This window comes from Nostoc sp., assembly GCF_036917355.1.
Classification (GTDB): Bacteria; Cyanobacteriota; Cyanobacteriia; order Cyanobacteriales; family Nostocaceae; genus Nostoc.
Map to the genome: position 1 here is coordinate 17,788 of NZ_JBALDP010000047.1, position 24,567 is coordinate 42,354.

Consider the following 24,567-nt stretch of genomic DNA (forward strand, 5'->3'; position numbering starts at 1 on the left):
ACTTATGCAACTAATTGCATAAAGATAGTTAATATGCAATTAGTTGCATATTAACTTAAATAACAAGGAGTGAGAGATGCCTCAAGTAATACCAGGACGATTTACAGCCGAGATTGATGAACCCTTTGTTGTGTTTCTGATTGGGATGCGAATTAATAAATTATTCGCTTTTTCCAAATGGATTCCCACAGCTAGGGCAATGTCGCCCATGCTACAAAGCCTTAATCAGAATCCTGAAAAAGGGTTTTTAGGGGGAGAAACTTTTGTTTACTGGCGAGGGGTAGGATTGATTCAGTATTGGCGATCGTTAGAGGATTTGGAGCGTTTTGCCAGAAATCCAGCCGATGCACATTTAAAAGCTTGGCAAAGGTTTAATCAAGCCGTTGGTGCTGATGGCAGTGTTGGTATTTGGCATGAAACTTATGTAATCGAGCTGGGAAGATATGAGGCGATTTACGGCAATATGCCTGTCTTTGGATTAGCTGCTGCAACTAAACACGTCCTAGCGAGGGGGCGGAAGGAAACAGCACGCCGTCGCCTGGGAGGTGACGGCGAACCAGCTGTATCCTAGCAATACAGCCTCCTAACTAATAGATGCTCTTAAAAGTTTGAGTTGATGAATCTAAGACAATGCCGCTGCGGGAGTTAAACCTAGTTTGGATAACAAGCGGTCAACGTCAAAATGCTCGGACATCAACTGACGAATATACTGAACCTTAATCGGCTCGTGGACACGGACTTGACCAAAAGTGCGGTCAACAATTCCGACAGTAGTTAGGGTATCTAAGTCAACAGACAAAATGGGTATTTCTAGTTCTTCAGCGCGACTGAGAATAAACGGTGGGGGTGGTAGTTGCCCAGTGAGAATTAAACATTGGGTAGAAGTTTCCAAAGCCGCTTGCTGAATTTCCACCCGATCGCCTCCTGTCACCACTGCCATATTCCGGCGTTTGCGGAAATATTTCACAGCTGAATTGACATTCATCGCTCCAATTGCCAGACTTTCCACCAACAAATCCATACGATCGTTGCGACAGAGAACATCAGCCTTTAACTGTTTGACTAGTTCGCCAACACTCACACTGCGGAGCAAATCGCTGTTTGGCAGCATTGCTAGCACCGGAATACCCTGCTGTTCCAAAAATGGTAGCACGAGAGTTTCAACTGCTTCTAGTTGGGTGACAGGGATATCATTGATCGCAACTCCAATCAAGCGATCGCCCACACGCCTTTTAGCAGCCAATAGTGCCTCAACCGAAAGCAACGATTTATAGCGGGCTACTAACAGCACGCCAGCATCCAATACCTCAGCCATTTGCAGTAAAGACAAGTCAAACAAATTGCCTTCGGACAAATCACCAGGCCCCTCCAGTAACACTAAATCTCCTTGAGATTTATGTAAATATTGCTGTATTAGGGACTGCTGATAATCGGTTTTGTCTTCCCCTCGCAAGCGCTTTTGCACATTTGGTTCATCCAAAGCCAGCATTGTAGGTGCAACGCGGTTTTCCGGCAAATTGAGGCTAAGAGCGATGAACTGGACATCTTCTTCAACTACGGTTCCACTGGACGAATTGAAAGACGTACCGAGCGGTTTACCGTAGGTAATATCCAGACCTTTTTGCTGTAGCTGATGAGACAAACCCAGAACAGTTGCAGATTTACCGCTGTAATTCTCGGTCGATCCAATCAGCAAATATTTAGGGGATTTTGGCACACATGCACTCCTAATTTCAAAAGTCAGAAGAACCCAGCTAGGTGTTTCCTAATTCTAGTTCCTTCTGGCAAAAGCCTCTCGCTCTCACAAATTAAGGTTTCCCAGAATTACCTTCTGAATCAGCAGGGGCAGAAGAAAGGTTTTCTTTCCTTGTGTCGGCTCTGCTAACCTGTACGCCTACCTTGAAGATTTGTCATTACCAACAAATACCAAACTAAAAATCTAAGAGCTTCGTTGCTATGGAAGGGTTGGTAGGGTCAAAGAGGATTTGCCACAGATTGAGTGGGTTATCTTTATTGTTGTTTGATGCAGGATTTAAGTTATGGAATGGATATTGAAGAATTGCTGAAAAGGTATGCTGCTGGAGAGAGAGATTTTAGGGGCACTGATTTGAGCGATAGCGAGTTGATTGGTACTAATCTCAGTGGCGCCGACTTGAGTGAGGGTGATTTTAGTTGCACTGATTTCACAAATGCTAATCTCAGTGGAGTTAACTTCAGTAAGAGTATGATGATTTCCGCTACCTTTGAATGTGCCGACTTGAGTTACGCTAACTTGAGTACTTCCGATTTGACTGAGTGTATCTTCAACGACGCTAACTTGGTTGGTGTTAATTTTAGTGGTTCCGAAATGTTCACCGCCGTTTTGAGTGGAGCCAACCTGAGTGGAGCTTGTCTCAATAATGTGGGTTTGAATGTTGCCAATTTGGTTGGCGCTAATCTCACCGACGCTGATTTGAGCGGAGCTTCTCTCAACAGTGCTAACATCACTGATGCCAATTTGACTGGTGTTAAAAATGCCAACATCAGTGGAGCCATTATATACACCACTACTACTAGCCCAGATGGTAGTGTTGTTCATAGTCGCCAAATTTGTGAATGAAGAGTAAGTGTTCTCTGTTGAAGACTCTTGGTTAATGTTCGTCTCAATAGTTTTCTCACTTATCAAAGGTGCGGATAGCTTTGAAATAGCGGCTCAAAAATAGATGCGATCGCAGCTACTTTTAATAATTTAAAAAATATTTAGTTATATCTAAAAACACTTGGTGATTAAAAGTCATAATAGCCTAGTTGCAGAAGCAAGCTATGCCCATTGCGGATGAATTAGCACTACCAAATACTGCGATCGCCTACGTTAAATTGGAAGCGATCGCAGATGAAAAGCCTTCATAAATTTCCTCAAATACCCAACACCTGCATTGATTTTTCAAGCACTTCTTTGGGGCGGAATGGTTTAGTTAGATATAAGTCTGCACCAACCTCAATTCCTTTTTGTTTATCAAACTCCTGTCCTTTAGCTGTCAAAATTATAATGTAGATATCAGTCATTTGCAGGTCGTGTTTTACAATATGGCAGACTTGCAGACCATTCATTTTAGGCATCATTACATCAAGAAAAACTAGGTTGGGTTTTTCAGTTTTAATAGTTTCGAGAGCTTCTTCTCCATTTCTAGCAGTTAGAAGTTCAACACCCTCATCTTCTAATGCTTCTAAGGCTTGTTCCATCAAAATCAAGATATTGGGTTCATCGTCAACAATTAGAATTTTCTGGTTCATAGGGATTGGGGATTGGGAATTGGCAATTGAGCATTTGTACTGAGCGACTTGCCCTGAGCGTAGTAGAAGGGAGTCGAAGTATTGGGCATTGGGCATTGAAAAGAGGCGGAGGGGAAAATTCTGTTCCCTTGCTCCTGTTCGGCTACGCTCACGACAAGCCTGCTCCCTTGCTTTTTGCACAGTCCCCAGTCCCCACTCCCTAGCAATTACTGTTCTGACAGCATAATAAAAAATACATTTTCCAACTCCTTCTCAAACCGGAGGGTTTTCACCAAATCGGCTTCTTGAGAGAAGATAGAATCGATGATGATCATGTCAGGTTTGGCTGACAGGGCTTTATAAATACATTCTTGCGGATCGGAGGCTTCAATCACGCTATATCCCTGAGTTTGTAGTACATCTGATAGGGTTTTTAAGGCTGATGCATTTTTATCTACAACCAATACCTTTTTACTAGAAGTGCCTTGGTAAAGCAGTGAGCCAATTTCGTTGAGGAGTTTTTCTGTGTCAATGGGCTTGGTAAGATATCTATCGATACCAATATGGTAGCCCCGTTCTTTGTTTTCAATAATTGACAGAATGATAATTGGAATGTCTGCGGTCTGAGGATCATTTTTGAGAACGGCTGCCACATCGAAGCCGTTGATTTGGGGCATCATCACGTCCAAGAGAATCAAATCGGGACGGGCTATTTTGATTTGATGAATTGCATCCATACCGTCTTTTCCTTCGCGAACATTGTAACCTTCGTTTTCCAGTTGTTGACGCAGCAGTTCCCGAATGTTAGCGTCATCATCTACAACCAAAATGGTTTTACCGTTTTGATTCAACACAGCGCTTTTGGTAATGACGTGTTCTTTGAGTTGTTTGACTAGCGTATCCAAATTCAGATTAGCAGTGGTTTTTTGATCGCTGGCGTAGGTGGGAATGATGAACGAGAATATGCTGCCTTTACCTGGTTCACTTTCAACCCAGATTCTACCGCCGTGATGATCGACGATTTGTTTACAGATGGGCAGTCCTAACCCAGTGCCTTTGGGTTTGTCGGTGAGGGTATCGCCAACTTGGCGGAATTTCTCGAATACTTTCGGCTGGTCTTCAGGTGCAATCCCAATGCCTGTGTCGATGACGCTAATGCAAACACCGTCGTTTCCTTGTTTGACGCGACAGGTAACACAACCAGATTCGGTAAACTTAACGGCATTAGAAATCAGGTTGATTAAAACTTGCAGCAGACGGTTGCGATCGCCTACTATTTGAGGCAGTCCAGGTTCAATCTCACTGACCAACTGCAAGCCATTGCTTTCAAATAACCCGGCAGTAGAATTGGTTGCCCAATCCAGTAATTCACTGGGATCGATCGGCTGCATCTGCCATTCCACCTTACCTGCTTCCATCTTGGCGATGTCCAGAACATCGTTAATCAAAGACGTGAGCCGTTCTGCTTCCGACACAATAATGTTGAGATTATCAGCCACCCGCTTAATCGTTTTCTGAAGCTTGCGGTCTTCGGTAGAAATCATTGGGAACACATCGGTTTCCAGCTTTTCTTGAATGATGGATGCAAAACCGAGGACAGAAGTCAGTGGCGTCCGTAGCTCATGGGAAACTGTTGAGATAAAGTCGGTTTTCATTTGGTCGATTTCCTTTTCTGCCGTCACATCCCGAATCAGCAATGCCGAACCGAAGCAGGCAGCGGGTTCTGAATCTGTCGTCTTTTTGAAAATGGCGGTTGCCACTGCCTGACCAATGCGTTCCTTAGTCAGTGCAACTTCGGCAGAGAACACCTCACCGGGATGGGACTGAGTTCGTGTAACCAGGTCTGTTAAACCAGATATCGGCAATTCTCGGTAGTGACCGTTGAGGGCGGTAGCTGTCAATCCATACATACTTAAAAAGGCAGGATTGAAGTGGGTGATTTGTCCTGCGGTGTCTGCCACTAACAAACCATCAGCTAAGTTATCTAAAATGGCATTTAATCCCTGCGCTTCTGCTAAGGTATTTTGCAAGGCAGCCGTCCGCTCGACAACTCTGGCTTCCAGTTCTTGATTCAGTTGCCGCAGAGCAATTTCTGCTTGTTTACGGGCTGTGATGTCAGTATTGATTTCTAGCATGGCGCAGGGTTGACCGGATAAATCTCGTTGCAAAGTCCAGCGGCTCTGAACGGCGATCGGTCTGCCATCGCGCGTGATGTGTTCCAGTTCTCCTTCCCAAGTGCCCTCCCGTAGAAACTCTGATAGAATTTCTTCTAAAGGTTTTGGAAAGGTTGATTTTAGAAATGCGTGAATGTATTGGTCTTTCACTTCCTCACGCGTCCAACCGTAGAGTCTTTCGGCACCCTGATTCCAGTGAGAGATTTTGTCGCTCATGTCGCGGACAATGATGGCATCGCTGGAATGATTCAACATATCAAATAAACGTTGATTTTCAGTTTCAGCCAGCTTGCGATCGTGGATATCAGTACAGGTGCCAATCCATTCCCGAATGCTGCCGTCTTCTTCCAGGACGGGGGCACCACAGACCCAAAAGTAGCGGTATGTGCCATCTTTACCATGCAGCCGATATTCGGTTTGGTAAATACCTCGGTTTGCCACAGCAGCATTCCAAACTTCTGTAGAGTTGGCACGGTCATCGGGGTGAATTGGATCGATCCAGCCCCAACCTTCTACTTCAGCTTCGCTCTGCCCTGTATAGTCCATCCATGTAAGCATTTCACTACTTATTCCCAGCCCTTCCGGGGTAGCTCCCCAGACGATCTGTGAAGTAGCAGTTACTAATGAGCGATATCGTTCTTTAAGACGCTGATTTTCGGCTTCTGCCAGCTTGCGCTCATGAATATCGGTGCAGGTGCCAATCCACTCTCGGACACTGCCATCTTCTTCTATAACGGGCGCACCCCAGACCCAAAAGTAGCGATAGTTGCCATCCTTGCCACGAATTCGGTATTCAATTTGATACATACTTAGGTTTGCCACGGCAGCACTCCAGACTTCTCCGGTATAGGCGCGATCGTCAGGATGAACGGCATCAATCCAGCCCCCATTTTCCGCTTCAGCTAGACTTTGACCTGTATAGGCTATCCAGCTTGCCAGTTCAAAGCAAATTCCATCTGGTGTGCTTACCCAGACAATTTGTGTATTAGCTGTCACCAGAGAACGGTATCGAGCTTCACTCTGTTTCAGGATTTGTTCAGTATGTTGGCCTTCCTGCTGAACGCGTCGAAGGTCGCTGATATCCTCCACACTAGACCAGATCAGTTGCTCCCCATCTTTCTCAATCATCAGTCCAGATAACCTTACCGGAACCAAATGCCCGCCTTTGTGGATGTACTCCTTCTCATAAGGCCCATAGCGACCAGTTCGTTCCAAGTCTTCTAGGCAAGATTGCTCCGTAGCAGCATATTTTTCTGGGGTAATCTGCCAGTAGGTGAGATTAAGGGTTTCTGAAACAGTTCGCCCCAAAATGGCAGCATAGGCGGGATTGATGCTAACTAGCGTCCCATCTGTTCGGCATAGTGCTAGCCCAACAGGACATTGTTCAAATAGCTGACTGTTGTATTCATCAAGTTGGTTAAACATGGTTGAGGTTTCTTTAGTGGCGTATTTGGCTAGGGTTAGAACAACAGAACCAAGACAACAAAGTGGCGTAAAGCCTTAATGAAATTGGATGGCGTTGGAACATCTGGTAAATTTGATCGGGTGATGCACCTTCCACATCTGGACTATGCTTTGAAAGCCGCTGGATCAGTTGAGTATGGCGGATCAGCAAATCCGTCGGTTTGAGCATTGGAGCTGTTGATGGAATGAAGCCGTCGGTATCGGAAGTATGGAATAATTCTGTTGTTCGAGTTGGCGAGGTAGAAGTGTAATTTTGTTCTTCAGTAGCTTCTGCAAATGCACAATTTAACGGAATCTGAATCCAGAATTCTGTCCCTTCACCTGGTTGAGAACGACATTTGAGCATTCCCCCATGTTTGTCTACAACAATTTGGTAGCTGATTGCCATGCCTAACCCGGTTCCCTTACCAATATCTTTCGTGGTGAAGAAGGGATCGTAAATGTGGCGAATTACCTCCTCCTTCATTCCTGGACCATTGTCAGCAATGCGAATCACAACCCATTGTTGGTCAAGGACTTTGGTACGAATAGTGATTTGGGAATTGGGGATTGAGGATTGGGAACTACTCCTGACTCCCGAATTTTCTATACCTTCTTCCAAAGCATCAATGGCATTTGCCAGGATGTTCATAAATACCTGATTCAACTGTCCGGGGTAGCATTCAATCAGAGGAAGTGTTGCATAGTCTTTAACGATTTCAATTGCCGGACGATGAACATCTGCTTTCAGGCGATGGTGAAGAATCATTAAGGTTCCATCGATGCCATCGTGGATATTAACGGCTTTCATTTCTGCTTCGTCATGGCGGGAGAAGTTTTTCAAGGATTGGACAATTTCAACAATGCGACTTGTGCCCAGTTTCATTGAATCTAGCAGTTTGGGGAGATCCTGCATAATAAATTCCAGGTCTATGTTGTCTAACTCTGATTCCAGTTCTGGAGGAGCAACAGGTAGGAATTTCTGATACTTTTCCAACAGATACAACAAGTCTTGAGCATATTCGGCAACATACTTTAAATTGCCGTAAATAAAGTTAACTGGGTTGTTGATTTCGTGGGCAACTCCGGCAATAAGTTGCCCTAAACTGGACATTTTTTCGCTTTGGATCAACTTAGTTTGGGCCAATTGCAACTCATGGAGAGCTTGCTGAAGCTTCTGTGTTTGGGCTTTTGCCTGGAGGGCTGCTTGAGTGCTTTGCTCATAAAGCACAGCTTTGTCAATAGCGATCGCTGTTTGAGAGGCAAAGATACTTACCAGTTTCAGGTGTTCAGCCTTGTATGAGTCAGTTTTAGCCGTTCCAATGGCGATCGCTCCCAGTACCCGCTCTTTGGCTCGTAACGGTACACAAATCATTGCAGCAATGTTTTTTTGCCCCTCTAATCGCGGATCGGCTTGCACATCATTGACAAGTTCGGCCCGGTTGGATTGCACAATGTTGCCGATAATTCCCTTACCCGGTTCCGGCTGATTATGGTCAAAAAACACTCCAAATTCGGCAATGATTTCAAACGCAGTTGCATCTGGACTCAAAAGCAGAATCATCCCCGCAGATGATTCAATTAATTGACTCAATTCTTGCAGCACAAGTTGGGCAATCTGTCGCGTATCTAAACTTGTTGTCAGTTGAGTCGAGATATCGTCAAACAAATCAATTTCCTGATATCGCTCTAGCAATTCTTTGGCGAGTACTTTCTTCTCAGCTTCCTGCTTTGCCAGAAATGAGAGCAAATTTGCAAGTATAGTTGCCTGTTCTTCTCCAACAACCCAACCGATGATTTCTCCTGAAACCTCTATTGGATAACGGTTTTCTACTGTTTGCTCCCCAATGCTAATCAGTTTCGTGCCGTCTACCAGTTCAACATCAATCGCGATGTTGAACTGGTAGACTAAGTTATGAATAAGAGATGGCAACTCTTTTTTGTTGAGCATCTTTCTGAGGCTAACTGCGGGCATGAAACACCTCATTTAGAGCAGGTTGCAAATTTCTAGCAATCAGTGTTAATTCGTTGCCGTAGTGTCTCAAAGACAAACCTACACTGTATTGCAACCTCCTGCCACCTTCACCGTAGCTATCTGTACCCCTTTGTATAAGTAAGCTACGCCTAGCATCTCCCGAAAAGAGAGGAATTGTCATAAAAATCTAGGGATATAATAATTTACTAATTAAGACTAGGTTTCCCAAAAACCTTAGCTATATAACAGCGAAGGCGAGCGGTAGCAAATACCTTTAAACTCTTTACCAGAGGCATTCTTCCGTCCTTGTAACTCGCTTACTATTTGATCGGTTGGAATAACTATAAGTAAAAAAACAATAATTAGGTAAAAGCATAGATTTAAATCTATGGTAAATTCATGCCTTTTGTTGCTACTCCTCATAAATTAGGAATTAGCTTTTTGAGTATATAGGTGAGCGTATTTCTGAGAGTATAATAATCACCTTTAGTGTACTAAAAGAAGCTGCGATCGCAGCTTCTTTTGGTAATTTTAAAAAGTATTTAGGTAAGCACTAGTTTTAGTTAGATCCGAGAATCGCGAAAACGAAGTCTGAGTAATCGCAGCCAGCGCAACCACATTTGTGCGGGTTGTTCAAAGAAGGTGAAAATATCGCCGAAACCTAAATTAGTTTTATGATGATGTAACCAGTGTCTCTCAGGAGTGGTAATAAATAGAATTTTACATAAGATATTTATAGGCTTTGGAGTTTGCCAACCTAGTACACTTATGTGTCTCCACCATACATGAAACTGACCAAGCAGTAATCCAGAGATAACGCCAATGGGAGAGAAAGACCACAATACTAATGCTATAAGTACATAAGGTAAAGCTCCCAAGATACCATCTAAAAGAACCTGGGGATTAAAAGTCAAAATAGCATAGTGGCGGAAGTCCTTCTTCCAGGAGTGATGCGTTTTTAAATGAAGGCTACCAAAAACGTGCTCGGGTACGTGATAAAAGAATGTAGATAGAAAATCGCCAAAAAACAGTAATAACCAAGCAACAGCGATAGCCTCAAGCATTTGTACTCCTCAAGAATAGTTAAGAAAACTCCACAGAAAATATGCAAATGTCATTCTGTGGGCGTAGACACCTAGTTTTCTGCCACTAAAGCAGTATCTGTGCGTCTTATGTGTTTACGCTCCAGCTAATTTGGCTCAGAGTATATGTAATTGGTTTAGTTGCAGTTTCTATGAATCTCCAATCCTTAATGCAGTAATCAGCAACTCGTAAGAACCTCCAATTTGACTTTTAACTCTGGGTTAATGGTATCAATACATCTAAAACCAGATGGAGATACAGTATTTTGCCATAGTTACTACACAATCTTCTTACTAAGGCATACAGCGTAAGCAAAGGTTGAGTTAAACTTAGTACAAATTTAGGTTAAGGCTTTCTACAATATTGTTAATTCTAAATTTATTGCAATTAATCTTCAATTATGAATCGATTTAGAATAATATAAATAGATATTCTGCCAATATTAATTGAGTTATTGAGGTGAATAAAGTAGTTTTATAGTTTAATTGAAACGTTATAAAAATTGGTTGGTCTAGAACTAACTAGATGCTATATATTATTTATAAAGTGAGTAATAATATTGCTTTTAACCTGCACTTTCAATGATGAATTAACATTGAAAAGACAGCGATAATTTTAGAATTTCTCTTTATTTGCCAAGTGCGTTTGTATTCCCTTACTCTAGATCGTTAGCTCACTCAAGTTGTAGACACTCGCAACTTTATGTGTCACCCTTGTCCTGTAGTTGATGTTGCACATAGCTTGCTACGCGCAGCGAACGGGTAGGCATTAGGCTACAGCCTAAGCTAAAAGTGATAAAAAATTAAATGATAGAGTACCAAATATTGATTTTTCCTTTATCATTTATAGACAAGTTAGTAAATCAGTAAAGCACACCTGTAATATTTTTTTACAACGTGTCCTATTGAAAGGGTATCTCAGTATATCCAAAATTTAGGTTACTTTCCATTTGGAAGGTAAAATCAGGATTTGAAGTTATGATTACACGATTTATCTATTTCAGTATGAACAAAAAATGGGCGGTCAAGCGAATCACTATAAACCTGGCATCAAATGAAGCCAAAAACCTGGAAAAATATTGCGAACAGACAGGCAGACCAGCAACGGATGTAATTAGAGAACTTATTCGAGCCTTACCATTGCCAACATAAAAGTAGATTTGCGAATTATTTCACCTTGGTTCATTTTCAAGATATAAATATTAAAATTTGGTTTAATTGGAGGTCTTAAATTCAGAGATAGTAATTTTTGGTGATTATTGAGAGGAACGTAAAAACTTAGTTTATAGCGTGCTGCGCTCATTTACGGCGGGCGCGCCGAATAGAAGATGACACGATCGCTATTATTGAATTGCACAATGAGAAGTGAGAGAATATTTTTTTGGTTCGATGACTATCCTTATTCTGTCGTCATCTTCGTTAGAAAATAATCTCTAACCCATATTGTTTAAAATTTTCACAACAAACAACAGCATTGAGGTAGCAAATATACAGTCGTGAGGATCTAATCTATGATTACTGCTCTTGCAATTACTCACATCAGAGCAGAGTAAAATTGGAAACCTTTGTCCAAATTTGCAACACCTTCTACTTCAGCTAGAACTCTTCTGAACTGGCGCTTTTCAGACTTGGCATCAACGTTCAGCAGGTCAAGGCAAAGCTTGAATGAGTTCTCGAATCACGTCTATTGCTAGTTTGCCTGCTTGTTCGCAATACTTTTCAAGGTTTTGGGCTTCATCTGATGTCAAATTGATAGTGATTCGCTTAATTGCTCTTTTTTGACTGGAGGTTGTCAAACGGGGAAATTTAAGTGCAGCAGTTTTATTCATTGATTGATAAGCTAGATATATACAAACTTTCCTTATCAAGATTGCCAATTCTGAGCTGTCTTTACCAGTGAAAATCGAGATTTTGAGATTGAACTTAAGCTTTACGCACCAAAAATATTACGGAGAATAGGAAGTATTAAATAACTAACACATACGTAATAATTCTCCCGTTAGCAAGTGCAATAAAGAAACTTTCGGCTGAAGAGATGATGTTAGCAATGCCCTAAAGTCCAGATAGTCTGTTGAGCAAGCGACGTTGAATTACCGAGATGAGTGGATACCAAAGGTGGTTTTTATCACTCAAATTTTGGTAATATACCTGTTTTAAATCCTCTGCAACATGAAATTATTCGTTTGTTATGGCTATTACCCCATATCTATAGCAACCTAGTAGATAATTCCTTTTCATAAAAAGTGATTAAACGAACAGTGAGTTAATACATGACTTTACAGAATTGGAGACGTAAGCGTGGCGTTACACTTACTACCAAGGGTTTACAAAAAATTAAAGAAGCAAAGCATCAGTCAGAAGCAAAAGAAAATTTTGGAAATCGGTATACTCTTGAAGAAATGAGTGTACGTTCTGGTTTATATTCCGCTACCATCTCGAAAGTATTAAATCGGGAAGGAGGAGTTGACAAACAGACTATTGAGAAGCTTTTTTCAGTTTTTAACTTAAAAATAGATAAAAGTGACTATTCAAGCTCAAATACTCGTCTAGATTGGGGAGAGGCTATCTTTAACTCCGCTTTTTATGGGCGTGTAGAAGAACTTATTATACTAGAGCAATGGATTCTCAATGAGCACTGCCAATTGGTTGCACTATTGGGAATAGGAGGTATTGGCAAAACAGCACTGTCTGTAAAGTTTGCTCAAAAAATTCAGGAAAATTTTGAGTATGTGATCTGGCGATCGCTACGAGAGGCACCGCCTGTTAAAATTATTCTAGGTAACTTAATCCAATTTGTATCCGACGAACAAGAAACAGAAAGTAACTTACCAGAAAGTTTTAGCGATCGCGTATCGCGACTACTCTATTATTTACAAAATTATCGCTGTTTAGTGCTCCTTGATAATGCAGAATCAATTCTCCGCAGTGGTAGCCGCGCCGGACTTTATCGAGAAGGATATGAGGAATATGGTGAGCTTTTAAGACGGGTAGGAGAAGCAACTCACCAAAGCTGCTTAGTGCTGACTAGTCGTGAAAAACCCAGAGAAATAGCATTTTTGGAAGGCCAAGCACTACCTGTTCGCTCATTGCCACTGAGTGGATTGAAGGTGGCGGAAGGGCAAGAAATTTTAAAACTCAAGGGACTATCGGCGGCAGAAGATGAATGGAAAGTAATGATTGAACGTTACGCAGGCAATCCATTAGCCTTAAAGATAGTTGCCACGACAATTCAAGATATCTTTGATGGTAATATGACTGACTTTTTGCAACAAGACATGGCTGTCTTTGGAGATATTCGCGATATCTTAGAGCAACAGTTTGAGCGCTTGTCAGATTTAGAAAAGGAAATAATGTATTGGCTAGCGATTAATCGTGAGCCAATGGCGCTTCCAGAATTGCGAAATGATATTACATCACAAGTACCGCAAGCAAAATTAATGGAGGCTGTGGAATCTCTGCTAAGGCGATCGCTAATTGAGAAGGCTTCTCTACGAGATCCTGCGCGTAGCTTGCTTCCCCGTAGGGGTACGCTAATGCCAACGCCTACGCTGATTGAAAAAAGTAAAGCACTATTCACACTTCAGCCTGTAGTCATGGAGTATATGACTAGTAGATTGATAGAACAAGTCTGTGAAGAAATTGTTACTCAGAATTTTGATTTGTTTAGGCGTCATGCTTTGATAAAGGCGACTGGTAAAGACTATGTTAAAGATATTCAGGTTCGCCTTATCCTTAAACCAGTCATAGATGGGTTGCTTTACGACTTAAGAAGCAAAAAAAATATTGAAAGTCGGTTAACTCAAATTCTTGCAAGACTGCGAGAAGAATCTCCGCTAGAACCAGGGTATACGGCTGGCAATATTCTGAATCTGCTTTGTTATTTAGAGACGGATCTAAGTGGCTATGATTTTTCTTATCTGACTGTTTGGCAAGCAGACCTACGCAGTGTAAATTTGCACAATGTAAATTTTACTTATGCCAATCTAAGTAAATGTGTTTTTGCTGAAACCCTGGGAGGGATTCACTCAGTGACATTCAGCCCTGATGGAAAACTTTTAGCAACAGGAGATACTAATAATGATATTCGCCTGTACCAAGTTGCGGATGGAAAACAACTGCTCACCTGCAAGGGACACAAGGGTTGGATCTGGCCGGTTACTTTTAGTCCCGATGGTCGTATTCTCGCCAGTGGCAGTGACGACCAAACAGTCAAGTTATGGGATATTAGCAGCGGGCAATGCCTCGCCACCTTAGAGGGTCATAGCGGTGGAATCTGGTCTGTTTGCTTCAGTCCGGATGGTAATATCCTAGCAAGTAGCAGTGAAGACACAACGGTAAGGTTATGGAATGTCGGCAGCGGTCAATGCATTAAGACTCTACAGGCATCCAGTCGGGTATGGGCAGTCGCATTTAGTCCTGATAGTACAATGCTTGCTAGTGGAAATGACGATCGCACGGTGAGACTGTGGGATATCAGCATCGGTAAATGTATTAAGACCTTGCTGGGACACACCCATAGGGTGCAGTCTGTTGCTTTTGGCTTGGACAGTTCGCTAGCTAGTGGTTGTCATGACCAAACATTAAGGGTGTGGGATATCAGCAGTGGTCAATGTCTTCAAATTCTGCAAGGTCATACTGACTTAATAAATTCAGTTGCCTTTAGTTTAGATGGTCGTAAGTTGGCAAGTGGGAGTGATGACCAAACAGTTAAACTGTGGGATGTGAGTACAGGTGGATGCATCAAGACTCTGAAAGGACATGGTAGCAAAGTGTGGTCAGTTGCTTTTAATCCTGATGGTACAACCCTGGCGAGTGGTAGTGATGACCAAACGGTTAAGCTATGGGATGTGAGTACAGGTGGATGTCTCAAGACCTTCCAAGGTTACTGTAATGGGATATGGTCAGTTACCTTTAATCCTCAAGGCACCATGCTTGCTAGTGGTAGTAGCGACCAAACGGTGAGGTTATGGGATACCAGTACAGGTAAATGCCTCAAAACGTTGCATGGGCATAGTAATCGAGTTACATCAGTTTCCCTTAACCCAGACGGTAGCATCCTTGCTAGTGGTAGTGAGGATCTAACGGTGAAACTATGGGATATTAACAGCAGTAAATGTATCAAAACTTTGCACGGACATAGTAATAGAATATTATCAGTCGCCTTTAGTCCCAATAGCACAATGCTGGCCAGTGGTAGTGAAGACCAAACAATAAGACTGTGGGATGTTAGCACTGGGCAATGTTTGCGGATTCTGGAGGGACAAACTCATCGGGTATGGTCAGTCGCTTTCAACCCAGATGGTCATATATTAGCCTGCGGTTGTCACGATCAAACAATAAGACTGTGGGATGTTAGCACTGGGCAATGTTTGCGGATTCTGCAAGGTCATACTGACTGGATCTGGTCAGTTGCCTTTAGTCCTGATGGTACGACATTGGTAAGTAGCAGCGGCGACCAAACAGTAAAACTATGGAATGTTAGCACCGGATTGTGTCTTAAAACTTTGCATGGGCATACTAATTGCGTATATTCCGCTGCCTTTAGTATGGATGGTTGCACATTAGCAAGTGGTAGCGGAGACCAAACTGTAAAGCTATGGGATGTCAGCACAAGCAATTGCGAGAAAACTTTATCAGCACACACTAAGTTAACCTGGTCAGTTGCTTTTAATCCTAAAGGTAATACTTTAGCTAGTAGTAGTGAAGATGGGACGATTAAGCTTTGGGATATTTTGACAGGTGAATGTCTGAAAATTCTTTTTAGCTCTAGACCTTATGAAGCCATGAACGTTACAGCTATTACAGGTGTAACTTTGGCGACTGTTGCTACTCTAAAAGCTTTAGGAGCGGTTGAGCATAAAGATTAGCAGTAATTTTATACTACTACAGTGATTGCCCTTTGTTCTTCATTCAATATCTTAATTCAATATCTTGAAATGCCTTCAAATTCTATACTTGTTGTTGACAAAATAGATATTTTTGATACAAGTGAAATTGTGAACTTGTCACCCTTACCTTCATCTATCCTGCCTTACTGTGCAGTATATCCTCCATCAATCATCATATTATGCCCCGTGATGAAGGAAGTTGCATCTGAGCACAACCAAACCACAGTTTTTGCAATTTCCTCAGGCTTGGCAATACGTCCTATTGGATGCGCTGCTGGAAGTTGAGCAATTAAATCTACGGGAAGACTAGCTAGCATATCAGTTTCCGTAGCACCCGGACTCACGACATTGACTCGGATACCAGATTTAGCATATTCTATTGCTGCTGTTCTAGTTAGGGTAATGACTGCGCCTTTTGTGGCAGAGTAGATGGCATAACCAGGTACACCAACGACAGCACCGACGGAAGCCACATTTACGATCGCCCCGCCGTTCTGTTTGAGCATCGCCCTGATTTCGTACTTGAGGCAGAGCCACGTTCCTTTGAAATTTACGTTAACCAGACGATCCCAGTCTTCTTCTGAAATATCATCGGTGATTAAGCCGGGATTGCCCCCAATCCCAGCATTATTGCAAGCGCAGTCTAAACGACCATAAGTTTTTACAGTTTTATTTACCAGTGCCTCTACTTCAGCAGCATTTGAAACGTCAGTCTTGACAAAAATAGCTTCACCTCCGATATCTTTTATAAGACGCACGGTCTCCTCACTTTCGGCGAGCCGACGACTCGCAACCACAACTTTTGCTCCAGCGCTTGCAAATGCGATCGCACTCGCCCGACCAATACCTGATGAGGCCCCTGTAACCAGCGCGACTTTCCCATGTAATTGACCTGTCATAGGTGTGTTCCTTCCCTTTTGATTGCTTTGTTTTGCACCAACTGATAGCTCGATACTGCACCTACACCAAAAGCTAAGACTCCTAATACCGCAGAAGGTTCAGGGACAGACACTGGCTCAAGCGCTGAAAATGCTAATTTTGCGATTAGCTTATGAGTGGCAGTCGTTGGATGGACTTCATCCCAGAACAAAAACTTGTCTGGGATACATATAACTTGCTGTGTGGTAACTTCAATCGGCACCACTGGTGAATCTCCGATGCAGGAGTCAGTTCCATTCGTGAGACTGAATTCCTCCGGTTCTGCAACGATCCGATTAAAAAGAGAATTAACATCAAGAGGAATAATGTTGACATTAGGGTTTAGTTCCTGACTCAAAAGGTTGAGGTTTGTGGTCAAGCTGGAGTTATGTTTACTGGTAAAAGTGCTAAGTAAGCTAGAAACTTGACTATTACCGCCTGTAACTGGAAACTTTCCTAAATCTGGCAGATTCAATACCATGATATCTGTAGCTCCAACAGCAGCAAGTGATTTTACCGCCGTTGATATATTTGTAACTGCCTGCGTAGGGTTGGGAGTGCCTTGGAAAAAGTAATCGAAATAATCATTAACACCCGCCCACAAGATGTAAAGGGAGTTTGGATCGGCAGACGGATTTGCTGTTGTAAAGCTGTTGATTTGTTGTTGTAATCCCGATAGAGTGCTGATTCCTATATTCTTGAATCCTGTAGTTGCACCACCGAAGGCAAAGTTTGTGTTCGGATTGAAAGTTATCCCTAGATCGGAGGCGAGATATTCCACCCAAACCGGACCATTGGAGAAACGTTTATTAAAGTAAGGTGGATTTGGGGGCACGATTCCGTTAGTTGCATTAAATACATTACCCGTATCGGAAAAGCTATCTCCAAAAACATAAATCTCGTCATAATCTTTTGCCGAGACTTTGAGCGGAAATATCAAAGATAACAGGTAAAAGCCCACCGCCAGAATTTGTTTTTGCACGATTAACTACAGAGTATTATTTAAATCTTGACAGATAACTTTAATAAGGAGCAAAGCTACGATCTAAAAAACTTTTCAGTGCTGATTCAGGTTCGCCTTGATGTGGAAAAAGACCTAGCATTACGTTACCCCAACGCATCACACTTGCAGAGGCGACTCCTGCGGCGCCAAACCCATAAACGAGAACCAAATCATTTTCACGAATTTTACCCATCTGTGCAGCGTGATAAAGATTGGCCACGGTAAGTACTGGCCCAATATTAGCGTACAGAGGATAGAGGTTAAGGGTGCGCTCTGAGTCAATACCAAGTACACGTACACAGAAGCTTGAAAACCAAGCTGTGGCTGTATTGAAAAGAAAAAAGTCAATCCGATCGAGAGTTAAATCGGCTGCCAAAATAGCACCTTCGCAACAGGTACGTAAAAGCTGCGCCGATTCTTCACTGAGCGCATTTTTTGCATCCTTGTTCAACTGCATACGAATTCGTGGATTGCCTTGCTGGTTTTCTGTAATATTTAAGGTTAATAAGTCACAGAAACAACTCGTATTAACAGTTTTTGTACTGAGTATTCCTTGGTTAGGTTTGACTGAACCGATAACAAAGGCTCCAGCACCATCGCCAAGAAACCAGGAAACGGTATCGTCCTCATCGACAAAGCGAGAGTAAGTGCACGAAATTACTACCAGTACATTACGGTACTCACCTGCTTGTACTAAAGCACAGGCAGTTTGCAATGCTACTGGGGTAACACCACAAGCTCCATCAAGATTCCATGCAGCACCTTGTAGTCCCAGTTTTCGGGCAAGGAAAGCAGCATTACCAAATCCGATTTGTTCGGGCCAAATCGAGGCTACGAGCATTAGATCGACTTCTTCAGGATTAAGCTTCGCTGCTTTGAGAGCATCACAAGCTGCACGCTCTTCCAGCATCAGCGATGATTCACCTGGAGCAAGTACCCGTTGTTCGACAGTACCACGAAAAGGATCTGACAGATATGGCAACATCTCCAAGTCAAACTCGTTGCTGGGGGTAGAGCCAGCAAGCGAAAACAGCCTTCCCAAGCTTTTTTCCTCGACTTGAGCAACTATATCTGGGTATTTCTCTCTGTAATAATCGTTTGTACGTCTGACGCTGGGAAAGTTAACTGCGATCGCGCGAATACCTACTGGGTGATGCACCATGACAAATCTCCTCTTAGTAATTCGTAGCACCTTGTGCAATCAGATTGTGAATATGACTCTTAATTGGTGCAAGCCGGGTTGGGTCAATTACTACGTCAACAACGTACGGACAGGTTGAGGCCATCGCTTTCTCTAAAGCTGCTTGGATTTCAGGTTCTGTTTCAACGCGGATGCCCTCAGCCCCCATTCCACAAGCTATCTTGACAAAGTCCGCCTGCGGAATCTCTACATCTACATCTTTGAACCCTAACAAAGCCATTCCCTGATCGCACATGCTATAACGCCCATCGTTTAGTACAATCCAAACGGCAGCAACTTGGTATCTTACAGCCGTGCTTATCTCATTGTTCATTAGCATGGCACCATCTCCAACTATGGCGACGGTCTTACCATTGCGTGCCAGTGAAGCACCCACGACGCCTGTGACGAAATGACCCATAGATGCAAACCTGGTACTGGCTCGAAAACGACCTGGTTTGGCAAATCGCAGTAAGTTAATTGCCCAAGCTAGCGAGTTTCCTCCTTCAGCCATGACAACCGCATCGCTTCCTTCAACTATTTGCCGTTGAATTGCATCCATGAGTACTTCCGGTCGTACTGGGCCCTCTGCACGTGGATTCAGTATTACAGGCTTAGAACAAGGCAGCAACAGTTCTGTTAACTGATTTTGGTGTTGGGGAAAGTACTTTAGCAGTGTCTTTACAAACATTCCCACGTCGGATTGGATGGCAAACGTTTCGGCAGATGGATATGCAGTTCCTGGAACCTCTGGGTCGATATCGACATGCACGAACCCTCGTTTTGGAATCATCGCGGAATTCCAGAACGAAGTCCACTCACTGAGGCGCGTTCCTAGCACCAACACTCGTAAAGGTCGTTGTTCTTGCATATACGTTAAAACTGACGTATGTCCGGCAAAACCTGTAACACCAACAAATTGAGGATGGTTTTCGGGAAAAATGCCCTTGCCTCTAGGTGAACACATCACCGCCGCTCCCGTCGCTTCTGCAAGTTGACGAATTTCTGCTGCTGCACCTCGCGCACCAAAGCCGACCCAAATGGCAAATGGCCCTTCTGAAAGCAACCGCGTACATTCTGCAATAGTTTCCTCATTTACGGCTGCGGGAGCAAAAGAAAAAACCACTCGTGGCAATGATGTCTTAACTGAACTAGTTTGGATGTTAGTGGAGATATTTAAGTGTGCTAGAAAGCCATCTGGTCGGGCTATACCAAGTGTCAACCGTCGATGAACCTTTGACAGTTCATCACTGCATTCGATAGCCGTCGCATAATGAAACACTGGTTCTGAGGTAAACAGCCCTACACTAGGCATGGTGTAACTGCTAGTTTCTTGGAATGCCCACCGTCCACGCTGCGGTGCCGATGTTGAAGGCGACAGAAAAATAACTTTAGCACCTTCCCAACGTGCAGCAAATAACCCGGTTAAAGCGTTGGTGATCCCCGGTCCTGTAGTAGTGAATACCACAACCGGGCGATCGCTCGCAAAATACGCCTCAATGGCTGCAAAAGCGGCCCCAGCTTCATGGCGAAAGTGCAACACCTGGATGGAACTTTGGTGTAGCGCAGCCCACACTGGCGCGATCGCACCTCCCGATACACCAAAGGCATACTGTACTCCCATATCTTCCAGGATTTTTACCACTGCTTCCGCTACCGAAAAAGTTTCGGATGCCTTGCTATTAGATAGCTGTTTACTTGAGTTTAATTGTTTAGTGGTATTCGCTTGTGTATCCTGAAATTTCACATCCATACAAACTATACTTAGGAATAATTTCCTTTCTGGAATAACTATTATCCCACACCTAAACTTAGTAATCTTGTAATATCAATGTAATATGAATTTGTTTGGATAACGCCCATACAACTTCGGTGAGAACTGCTCTCTAACGCAGGTATAACAGTAAAACTACCTTGGTGGTTAACTTTGCCAATCTTTGAGCAACCTATAAGTTCCGCATTGCCCTGATATAGAAAAAATGTTTAGAGACTTCAAGAACAGTGGATGTGGCGATGCCTGCGGTGGTCGCTGAGCTTTGTCGAAGTGCGGGCTGTGCCAACGCAGATGGGTTCACCCGTCTTTTTAGTTTGTGAAAACTGAACACTATTAATCAAGCTCTGGAGTATAAAAAGGTGATTGAATTAAATCAGTATAAGGCTTTAACTTTCGATTGTTACGGAACCCTAATTGATTGGGAAAATGGCATATTAGGGGTGCTAAAACCACTTCTGCTGACACACAACACTAATTTAGATAACGATCAAATTCTTGATATTTTTGCTGAATTTGAAGCAGAACTGGAAAAAGGAGAATATATCAAATATCGAGAAGTTTTGAAAAGAGTAGTTCAGAAATTTGGTGAACGATTTGGCTTTAAGCCAACTGCTGACGAACTAAATTCACTTGCCAATTCGATTCAGCATTGGCTGCCTTTCCCTGATACAGTTGAGGCACTTAGAACTTTAAAGCAAAAGTTTAAGCTGGTAATTATCTCAAATGTAGATGACGATCTCTTTGCTTTCTCGGCAAAGCACTTGGAGGTGAAATTTGACGAGATAATCACAGCAGAACAGGCAAAAAGCTACAAACCCTCCTTCAACAACTTTAGACTGGCTATTGAGAGAATTGATTTGCCCCAAGAGCAGATATTACACGTTGCCGCTAGTGTATATCATGATATCGTGACAGCCAAATCTCTAGGATTATCAACAGTCTGGGTAAATCGTCGAGCAGAGCAAGGGGTTAGTGCAAATTTACCAGCAGTCACTCAACCTGATTTAGAAGTGCCTGATTTGAAGACTCTCGCTGCTTTAAGTTCACAGTAAATTGCTAGAGTGAATTTAACCACGAGAGGAACAAAAAGTAGATCGCATTTAGATAGAGAGATGCCAAAGAAAGAATTTGTTGTTAAAAAACTAAACAGGGATTGCAACATAGATTGATTCTGTCTTACTCTAGAAAAAATACTACGTCAGTTTGATTTTCTTAAACTTTGGAAACCACAACATATAACTGGCTTTCCAGGATCAGCGCCCTGCCGATAACCTTGTTCAATAAAACACTTTGATAGCCTAAAACGATGAAAGCATCTGCTAATTTCGACTTTGAAGACGAGAAATTTAATGCACCGCCTTCTCAAGTCCTTCCCTGGTGTCAGATGATTAATCCTCGGTATGGCACAGATGGTATACAATCTCACGGTTTGGCGATTAAGCTGGATAATGCCAATGCTGTCGGCTTTGTGCCAGATGATAATTGGCAGCAAGTTGAGCATGAATTTAGCTCTGGAGTAGAAACAGTCTTTATTAGCGCTACTCCACGCCTGGTCATAGTGCGTCGTGGACCATTGTCTGTTAAAGACCGGGAAAGTGGCCTAAAACTGGGTACGCTCAAAGATAATTATGATGCTTTTTTAGCCGACAAACTTAAATTTAAAACCTTTACTCGCTATCTAATTTTTATAGTGGGTGAGAATAAAAAGTTTTTACATGAATCACCATTACAACTAACTCTCAATGGTGCAGCTGGAGCGAGTTTCAGCAAAACCTACTGCGAATATCAACAAGGCAAAGTAGTTAGCGGATTCGTTGCTGAACTAGAAAAAGCTTATGCTATCTACCGCAAGCAACCTTTGACATCAAAAGGACCTTTGTTCCACGCCCACGGGATTTTTTGTCCCATCATTGAGTGTGAAGAAAGAGGTATTGAACCAAATACAGTTTTGGTCGCTTCAACTGTGGACTATAAACATCCCACAGTAGGGACTTTAACGCAATATTTAATTGCTTCCGATTCTCTTGAGTCTGCAATGATTTGTAAGACTTTTGAAGAATACAAAGATTTTGGCAAGGAACCTGTAAAATCAGAAACGCCCAAATTGGCAATGGCAGGAGTTTCCAACTCTTACGTTTATGCTGATGAAGATGATTTTGCTTATCCACCGTATTAAGGAGACTGAGGAGTGAGGAGTGATGAGTTTTGAATTAATAACTCCTAACTCCTAACTCCTAACTCCTAACTTTATTCTTTGAGCAGCAAATAATATAATGAACCATTACCACCTGTGACGCCAGCGCGATCACCCGCTAGTTTACCAGACCCCATAAAATAATCCACCCGGCCCGGCCCTTTGATGGCGCTTCCTGTATCCTGGTCAAGCACAAAGCGGCTGACAGTACGCCTCTCTAGTTTGCCACCACTGGCAGGATAGGGAAATGAGTTGTAAATCAGGGCTAACGCTCCCGGTGGCATGAGAGACTTATCTGTAGCAATGGAACGTTCTGCTGTTACTGGCACATGAATACTACCAGTAGCACCTCTACCGCTTGTTTCTTGGAAGAAAATAAATCGTTCCCAGCGGGGCAGATAATTGTTCAACTCCTGGGGCTTTTGTCGGAAATAACTAATCAGACGTGGCATTGTTAATCCTTCCAGTGGAAGTTTGCCATCTTTGGCTAGTTCTTTGCCGATACTAGTCCAAGGGTAATCAGTTCCACCGGCATAGCCAATTGATGTTGTCTTGCCATTAGTTAATTTAATTTGGGCAGAACCTTGGATATGTACCATGTATGCGTCTAGACGATCGCGAAACCAAAGCAGTTCTAAACCGCGTAATTTGCTCTTATTCCCTTGTAAACCATCCTTTCCTTCCAAATCAATTCGTTTTGGGTGGGGTTTCGGCCATTGGCTGAAATCAGGTGGTAGCCGATAAAGGGGATACTTATAGATTGCAGTTCTGACACGACTAGCGGTGTAAACAGGTTCGTAGTAAGCAGTGAACTTAACAGTACCCTTGCCATCATTGCCCACGGACTGGTAGAAGACAAACTCACGGCGGACAGCGGCTTGTAATTGCGCTGCTGACTTAGAACTGACAACCAGTTGGCGGAAACGCAACAAACTCCGGCGGACGCGATCGAGGGTAATTTCCCGAATTGGATAATTTTGATATGCTGCGATCGCGTCACCCTTTGTTAGGTAAAGCAGACTGTTATCAATGGAAGCCAACAGCGCTTTGCGATCGCCTGTTTTACCTCTTTGACTCCAAATTTGCTCATCCCAACCCAAGCAAGTCGACCGGACAGTACAATCGCTTCCGATAGTGATTGGTTTTAGCGGCGGCGCGATCTCAGGAGCAATCGGTATTGGTATAGGTGGAAGATCGGGAGTAGTCGGTAGTGGCAACGGCAGTAAGTTAGGAACCTGAGCAACAGCCGACCAGAGAGGGTTTACGAGGGCAATTCCTAGACTCAAGGAAAGCAAAGCAAGGGTTTTTCTCATCATTTAGTTGAATCTTTCAACACTGGAACTAAAAATCGGTTCTACCCGGATTGCCACAATCCGAGAAGGGCGTACTACCATATATTCCCCTTGAATATTTTTGATCGGCACGCTAATAAAGTCATTAGAAGCAGATTTTGGTACAAGTTCGCCACTATACCATTTCTGAAACTCTTGAATAGTAGGAAAACGTACTTCTTCTCGGTGGCCGCTTTCCAGTAGGATGTATACGGCATATTCATTTGCAGTTCTAGCCATAAAGTTGAATCATTTAAAAAACATTCAACCTATTGTTAACCACGTAACCCCCGAATGAAAAGGGTAAGCATACGGGAGCAGGGGGATTTGGAGGGCATCCTTGGCAGTTTTAG

The 24,567-nt window shown here is 42.9% G+C and carries 19 protein-coding genes; 6 read left to right on the forward strand and 13 right to left on the reverse strand.

Going from position 1 to position 24,567, the window contains the following annotated elements; genetic code table 11:
• Positions 1–76: 76 nt before the first annotated feature.
• Positions 77–571, forward strand: a complete 495-nt coding sequence (locus V7K53_RS14115; RefSeq protein WP_335198133.1) for a DUF4188 domain-containing protein — start codon at positions 77–79, stop codon at positions 569–571.
• A gap of 51 nt (positions 572–622) precedes the next feature.
• Here the strand turns inward: V7K53_RS14115 and V7K53_RS14120 are convergent, their stop codons facing one another.
• Positions 623–1,717: a phosphotransacetylase family protein gene (locus tag V7K53_RS14120; protein WP_335198134.1), complete on the reverse strand. Its 1,095-nt coding sequence runs from the start codon at positions 1,715–1,717 to the stop codon at positions 623–625.
• Between the two features lie 327 nt (positions 1,718–2,044).
• Between V7K53_RS14120 and V7K53_RS14125 the strand changes: the two genes are divergently transcribed.
• Positions 2,045–2,599 carry a pentapeptide repeat-containing protein gene (locus tag V7K53_RS14125; RefSeq protein ID WP_335181055.1) on the forward strand — a complete coding sequence of 185 codons (555 nt, stop codon included), beginning with the start codon at positions 2,045–2,047 and terminating at the stop codon, positions 2,597–2,599.
• Between the two features lie 296 nt (positions 2,600–2,895).
• Here the strand turns inward: V7K53_RS14125 and V7K53_RS14130 are convergent, their stop codons facing one another.
• The 5 genes from V7K53_RS14130 to V7K53_RS14150 all read right to left on the reverse strand — a co-directional run bounded on the left by V7K53_RS14130 (position 2,896) and on the right by V7K53_RS14150 (position 9,908).
• Positions 2,896–3,273, reverse strand: a complete 378-nt coding sequence (locus V7K53_RS14130) for a response regulator transcription factor (RefSeq protein ID WP_335198135.1) — start codon at positions 3,271–3,273, stop codon at positions 2,896–2,898.
• 206 nt (positions 3,274–3,479) lie between these two features.
• The gene (locus tag V7K53_RS14135; protein WP_335198136.1) at positions 3,480–6,851 is read right to left on the reverse strand and encodes a PAS domain S-box protein; all 3,372 of its coding nucleotides are present in this window, start codon (positions 6,849–6,851) and stop codon (positions 3,480–3,482) included.
• Between the two features lie 13 nt (positions 6,852–6,864).
• Positions 6,865–8,844, reverse strand: coding sequence for an ATP-binding protein (locus V7K53_RS14140; RefSeq protein WP_335198137.1), 1,980 nt, complete (start codon positions 8,842–8,844; stop codon positions 6,865–6,867).
• Positions 8,831–9,025: a hypothetical protein gene (locus tag V7K53_RS14145; protein ID WP_335198138.1), complete on the reverse strand. Its 195-nt coding sequence runs from the start codon at positions 9,023–9,025 to the stop codon at positions 8,831–8,833. The genes V7K53_RS14140 and V7K53_RS14145 overlap by 14 nt, the downstream gene beginning before the upstream one ends.
• 382 nt (positions 9,026–9,407) lie before the next feature.
• Entirely contained in the window at positions 9,408–9,908 is a 501-nt protein-coding gene (locus V7K53_RS14150; protein ID WP_335198139.1) for a fatty acid hydroxylase, read from the reverse strand.
• 1,023 nt (positions 9,909–10,931) lie between these two features.
• Between V7K53_RS14150 and V7K53_RS14155 the strand changes: the two genes are divergently transcribed.
• Positions 10,932–11,078 (forward strand): ribbon-helix-helix protein, CopG family, encoded by a 147-nt coding sequence (locus V7K53_RS14155; protein WP_335198158.1) that lies wholly within the window; start codon positions 10,932–10,934, stop codon positions 11,076–11,078.
• 497 nt (positions 11,079–11,575) lie between these two features.
• On the opposite strand, the gene V7K53_RS14160 is transcribed toward V7K53_RS14155, so the two are convergent.
• Entirely contained in the window at positions 11,576–11,755 is a 180-nt protein-coding gene (locus V7K53_RS14160; protein ID WP_289796777.1) for a CopG family transcriptional regulator, read from the reverse strand.
• A gap of 441 nt (positions 11,756–12,196) precedes the next feature.
• On the opposite strand from V7K53_RS14160, the gene V7K53_RS14165 reads away from it, so the two are divergent.
• Complete coding sequence (locus V7K53_RS14165; protein ID WP_335198140.1) at positions 12,197–15,793, forward strand: NB-ARC domain-containing protein; 3,597 nt, start codon at positions 12,197–12,199, stop codon at positions 15,791–15,793.
• 164 nt (positions 15,794–15,957) lie between these two features.
• Here V7K53_RS14165 and V7K53_RS14170 read toward each other — a convergent pair whose 3' ends face one another.
• From V7K53_RS14170 to V7K53_RS14185, 4 genes are read right to left on the reverse strand one after another with little or no spacing between them, the layout of a single operon-like run.
• On the reverse strand, positions 15,958–16,713 hold the full coding sequence (locus V7K53_RS14170; protein WP_335198141.1) for an SDR family oxidoreductase: 756 nt from the start codon (positions 16,711–16,713) through the stop codon (positions 15,958–15,960).
• Positions 16,710–17,714 carry an SGNH/GDSL hydrolase family protein gene (locus tag V7K53_RS14175; protein WP_335198142.1) on the reverse strand — a complete coding sequence of 335 codons (1,005 nt, stop codon included), beginning with the start codon at positions 17,712–17,714 and terminating at the stop codon, positions 16,710–16,712. Before V7K53_RS14175 ends, V7K53_RS14170 begins: the two co-directional genes overlap by 4 nt.
• 40 nt (positions 17,715–17,754) lie before the next feature.
• A complete protein-coding gene (locus V7K53_RS14180; protein ID WP_335198143.1) occupies positions 17,755–18,897 on the reverse strand; it encodes a 3-oxoacyl-ACP synthase III family protein in 1,143 nt (380 codons plus the stop codon).
• Positions 18,898–18,910: 13 nt separating this feature from the next.
• Complete coding sequence (locus tag V7K53_RS14185) at positions 18,911–20,668, reverse strand: ScyA-related TPP-binding enzyme (protein ID WP_335198145.1); 1,758 nt, start codon at positions 20,666–20,668, stop codon at positions 18,911–18,913.
• 380 nt (positions 20,669–21,048) lie between these two features.
• Between V7K53_RS14185 and V7K53_RS14190 the strand changes: the two genes are divergently transcribed.
• Together V7K53_RS14190 and V7K53_RS14195 are read left to right on the forward strand one after the other, a co-directional pair.
• On the forward strand, positions 21,049–21,741 hold the full coding sequence (locus tag V7K53_RS14190; RefSeq protein WP_335198146.1) for a haloacid dehalogenase type II: 693 nt from the start codon (positions 21,049–21,051) through the stop codon (positions 21,739–21,741).
• A gap of 254 nt (positions 21,742–21,995) precedes the next feature.
• Positions 21,996–22,865, forward strand: a complete 870-nt coding sequence (locus V7K53_RS14195; protein WP_335198147.1) for a DUF5895 domain-containing protein — start codon at positions 21,996–21,998, stop codon at positions 22,863–22,865.
• Between the two features lie 71 nt (positions 22,866–22,936).
• On the opposite strand, the gene mltA is transcribed toward V7K53_RS14195, so the two are convergent.
• On the reverse strand, positions 22,937–24,196 hold the full coding sequence (mltA, locus tag V7K53_RS14200) for a murein transglycosylase A (protein WP_335198159.1): 1,260 nt from the start codon (positions 24,194–24,196) through the stop codon (positions 22,937–22,939).
• A 3-nt stretch (positions 24,197–24,199) separates the two neighbouring features.
• On the reverse strand, positions 24,200–24,454 hold the full coding sequence (locus V7K53_RS14205; protein ID WP_094348386.1) for a hypothetical protein: 255 nt from the start codon (positions 24,452–24,454) through the stop codon (positions 24,200–24,202).
• Between the last annotated feature and the right edge of the window lie 113 nt (positions 24,455–24,567).

Coding starts and splice junctions, on each gene's coding strand:
- V7K53_RS14150 (WP_335198139.1), bottom strand. CDS start 9,908: ATGCTTGAGGCTATCGCTGTTGCTTGGTTATTACTGTTTTTTGGCGAT.
- V7K53_RS14130 (WP_335198135.1), bottom strand. CDS start 3,273: ATGAACCAGAAAATTCTAATTGTTGACGATGAACCCAATATCTTGATT.
- V7K53_RS14205 (WP_094348386.1), bottom strand. CDS start 24,454: ATGGCTAGAACTGCAAATGAATATGCCGTATACATCCTACTGGAAAGC.
- V7K53_RS14165 (WP_335198140.1), top strand. CDS start 12,197: ATGACTTTACAGAATTGGAGACGTAAGCGTGGCGTTACACTTACTACC.
- V7K53_RS14180 (WP_335198143.1), bottom strand. CDS start 18,897: ATGGTGCATCACCCAGTAGGTATTCGCGCGATCGCAGTTAACTTTCCC.
- V7K53_RS14140 (WP_335198137.1), bottom strand. CDS start 8,844: ATGCCCGCAGTTAGCCTCAGAAAGATGCTCAACAAAAAAGAGTTGCCA.
- V7K53_RS14160 (WP_289796777.1), bottom strand. CDS start 11,755: ATGAATAAAACTGCTGCACTTAAATTTCCCCGTTTGACAACCTCCAGT.
- mltA (WP_335198159.1), bottom strand. CDS start 24,196: ATGAGAAAAACCCTTGCTTTGCTTTCCTTGAGTCTAGGAATTGCCCTC.
- V7K53_RS14195 (WP_335198147.1), top strand. CDS start 21,996: ATGAAAGCATCTGCTAATTTCGACTTTGAAGACGAGAAATTTAATGCA.
- V7K53_RS14170 (WP_335198141.1), bottom strand. CDS start 16,713: ATGACAGGTCAATTACATGGGAAAGTCGCGCTGGTTACAGGGGCCTCA.
- V7K53_RS14145 (WP_335198138.1), bottom strand. CDS start 9,025: ATGACAATTCCTCTCTTTTCGGGAGATGCTAGGCGTAGCTTACTTATA.
- V7K53_RS14135 (WP_335198136.1), bottom strand. CDS start 6,851: ATGTTTAACCAACTTGATGAATACAACAGTCAGCTATTTGAACAATGT.
- V7K53_RS14155 (WP_335198158.1), top strand. CDS start 10,932: ATGAACAAAAAATGGGCGGTCAAGCGAATCACTATAAACCTGGCATCA.
- V7K53_RS14185 (WP_335198145.1), bottom strand. CDS start 20,668: ATGGATGTGAAATTTCAGGATACACAAGCGAATACCACTAAACAATTA.
- V7K53_RS14115 (WP_335198133.1), top strand. CDS start 77: ATGCCTCAAGTAATACCAGGACGATTTACAGCCGAGATTGATGAACCC.
- V7K53_RS14125 (WP_335181055.1), top strand. CDS start 2,045: ATGGATATTGAAGAATTGCTGAAAAGGTATGCTGCTGGAGAGAGAGAT.